The following is a 3,518-nucleotide window of genomic DNA, read 5'->3' as shown; positions in this document are numbered from 1 at the left end:
AAGCGGGTATTTTCAGGCATTGGATCGCTTCTTTTTTTCCACTTCCGGGAGAGGATCGTCGCCCAGTAGGTTTGGGGATAGTTGCTGTAGAAATTACCGCTCTCAAACGCGCCGAAGCTGCCTTGAAAGAAAAAGTGGCTAGGGAAAAACTGCTCAATCAGTTGGTGACTCAAATTCGCACTTCTTTTGATTTAGACAAAATTTTGGCAACAGTTGTTAGTTCGCTTCAAAATTTATTTAATGTGGATTCGTGTGCGTTTTCTTGGTATCATCCTTGCTGTTCTACCCTCCCCACCAGCAGGGAAGAAGACGGGGAGGTATGGGAGGTAGTGCATGAAGCTAAAAAACCGCACATTGCCAGCCTTATAGGCATTTACCCCACACAAGCATATGGTTCGATTACACAAAGACTGATCGAAGGGAAAATCATACGAGTGAACGAAGTGGCAACTTGTGGAGATCCAGAATTGCAGCAAGCTTGTATGTCTTCTGGTTATACTTCTGTAATCGCTATACCGATTATGACCAATAGCGGCGAAATTGGTACGATCGGATGTTATCATTCTACGGGTGTGCGTCCCTGGACTGATGCGGAAGTCGAATTTTTGCAAGCTGTGTGCAATCAGTTAGCGATCGCTATTTCGCAAGCCGAACTCTACAACCAAGCTACACAAACAGCCTTGGTAGCGCAAGAAAAAGCGAGGCTTTTAGAAGCAGCTTTGTTTGAATTGAAAAGCGCCCAACTGCAACTAATTCAAAGCGAAAAAATGTCTTCTTTGGGACAAATGGTAGCGGGGATTGCCCATGAAATTAACAATCCCGTTAGCTTTATCTATGGGAATATCGATCACGCCTCTAGATATATTTCCGATTTGCTATCCCTAGTCGAACTTTATGCTCAACATTACCCCCAGCCAGCCAATGCTATTACAGAATTTGAAGAAGATATCGATTTAGATTTCTTAAAATTAGATTTGCCGAAACTGCTCGGTTCTATGAAAATAGGAGCAACGCGCATTCAGGAAATTGTGCGATCGCTGCGAACATTTTCCCGACTTGACGAAGCTGAGAAGAAAGCGATCGATCTTCACGAAGGCTTAGACAGCACCCTCAGATTGCTGGAACATCGTCTCTCTGAAAAGTCGGGACATCCAGCTATTCAAGTGATTAAAAATTATGGCAATTTGCCGTTAGCCGAGTGCTATGCCGGACAATTGAACCAAGTGTTTATGAATTTGCTGACTAATGCCATTGATGCAATTGAAGAAACCTATCAAGGCAGAAGTAAGGAATCGATCAAAGCCAATCCCGGTAAAATTACGATCGCCACAGAGCTAAAAAATTCATCGCGAGTAATCATCAAGATATCGGACAATGGTGCGGGAATTCCAGAGTCAGTAAAAAAACGATTATTTGACCCGTTCTTTACAACTAAAGCTGTGGGCAAAGGAACTGGACTGGGACTTTCGATCAGCTATCAAATTGTGGTAGAGCGTCATTCTGGAGAGTTGCGTTGTGTTTCTTCTCCTGGAAAAGGGACGGAGTTTGCAATCGAAATACCGCTGTAATAACTGGAGGTGGGGAGTGTGCGATCGCTTTTGCCAGACGATTTTGGATTTTGGATTTTGGATTTGCTGGACAACGATCGGACGGAGCTTGAAATTCGGAAAAATTTTTTGATGATTCCCCTTGAAGGGGGAGGCTTGAAACCCCTTTTTTTTGGTCACAAAGCTTTACTTTGTTTGAAGTCTACGGTATCGTGAAATTGAGGGCGAACTAAGTAGTTGCTAGTGTCATAACTGCAAAGGAGATTTCCAAGGCATGAGAAAAATCGGCATCTGCACGTTGGTTTGCGCTGCGATCGCGATCGGACTTGAGGCAACAATACCCAAAATAGCAAAGGCTAACACTGTAAAAAGCGATACCCGCGTCGCACAGATGTTTTTTCCCCCTGTAAGCGATCGACACGCCATCATGGTTTTGGGTCAAGGACAGGTGAGTTTGCCAGCGGACACGGCGCGGATGGAATTTCTTTTCAGTAACAATATCCCCTCTGAGTCACCATCTTCTCCATCGCAAACACAATCGGTCACGCAACGATCGAAGCAAAATTCTCCTTTTCAATCTCAATTTCAACCAACAGTAGCACCACTCACAAAAGAAAGCTTCAAACCGATAGTTGATGCTTTAGTTGCCAGTGGCGTTCCCGCTAACGCCATTGAAGTAATTGTCACTCCCAGCAGTTCCAGTTCATTTCCTTTTCCATTGCCAGGTAGCGAAGGCAGTGCGAAAGTAGTGGTGAAGCTGGACAAACCGACTCGCGATCGCTTGCAACAAATTGTGACAGTAGTTAACGAAGCCGCTCGCCAGAATGGCAAAATTGTTGTCAAAAGCGTGAATGTGCGTTACGCGATGAAAGACTGTCAGCCTTTAGTGCGATCGGCTTACCAAGCAGCAGTGAAAGATGCCAGGAATAGAGCTGAAGCGATCGCGCAAGCAATGAACGTTCGACTGGGAAAAGTACCTTCTGTGGCAGAGTCATTTTTTTACGATTTGTTCGTTCCCTTGTGCAGCGAAGCAACAGAACTTCCTTCTTTTCTGCCATTTGGTAGCAGCGGATCGCGTTACGATCCGAACGATCCGATCGAAGTACAGTTGAGGAGAGATATTTTTGTCACTTATCCGATCGAGTAAACCTTTCGCAATGCTACGAGCAACCAAAAAATATTCACGCAAAGGATCTGTGTTTATTTATAAGATAAATTGAGCGCGATCGCATATTTTTTGCCTTTCAAAAGCTCAAAATCATGCCTTGGCTGATATATAGCAACCGCCAGGGCAGTTAGGGCATCCTAAAACGCCAGAACCAATTCACAGCAAGCATTTCAATTTTGACTTTTGACTTTTGACTTTTGCTATAATATCGATAGGTTAGCTGGTGAGACACCGAAAATGTCAACAGTTAAAGTAGAAATACAACTTTCTTCAGAAGATTTACTAAAAGCCGTCGAGCAGTTAAGCCAGCCGGACTTAGAGATATTTGTATCTCAAGTTATCGCACTACAGGCGCAACGCAAAGCCAATAAGTTGCCCCAAACTGAAGCAGAACTGTTGTTAAAAATTAATCAAGGTATTACCTCAGATACTCAAAAGCGCTATGATGAATTCATTGCCAAAAGAGAGGCAGAAACTCTGACGCCAGACGAGTATAAAGAGTTATTAGATTTAACCGAACAGATAGAAAAACTGCAAGCGGAACGCATAGAATATTTAGCTGAGTTGGCGCGTCTTCGAGGCACTTCGCTAACTGCGGTGATGGAAAATTTGGGTATTCGGACGCTAACTTATGTCTGAAAATCGCATTTTCCTTTTTACCCCAGCGTCAGCACTCCTGCTCCATAATTCACCGTCAACGGCAGCATTTTCAACCACTGCAAACCCAGTAGAGATTCGGGAATTCCGTCCCCAGCCAAAACCGGAATTATGTACTCTTGTCCATCGAGTACAACTCTTCCTTC

General features: G+C 44.1%; 3 protein-coding genes. All 3 read left to right on the top strand.

Annotated features, from left to right (window positions below; genetic code table 11):
- Positions 1–1,568, top strand: a 1,568-nt coding sequence (locus H6S82_RS24470) for an ATP-binding protein (protein ID WP_191056847.1), incomplete at its 5' end; no start/stop codon positions are given.
- Positions 1,569–1,821: 253 nt separating this feature from the next.
- Complete coding sequence (locus H6S82_RS24465) at positions 1,822–2,694, top strand: SIMPL domain-containing protein (RefSeq protein ID WP_190464005.1); 873 nt, start codon at positions 1,822–1,824, stop codon at positions 2,692–2,694.
- A gap of 258 nt (positions 2,695–2,952) precedes the next feature.
- On the top strand, positions 2,953–3,354 hold the full coding sequence (locus H6S82_RS24460) for an STAS/SEC14 domain-containing protein (RefSeq protein ID WP_190464006.1): 402 nt from the start codon (positions 2,953–2,955) through the stop codon (positions 3,352–3,354).
- Positions 3,355–3,518: the final 164 nt, after the last annotated feature.

The sequence above is a fragment of the Planktothrix sp. FACHB-1355 genome (assembly GCF_014748295.1).
Lineage (GTDB): Bacteria > Cyanobacteriota > Cyanobacteriia > Cyanobacteriales > Aerosakkonemataceae > Aerosakkonema > Aerosakkonema funiforme_A.
Note: the sequence above shows the minus strand (reverse complement) of the source record. Positions and strands in the feature narration are given on the sequence as shown.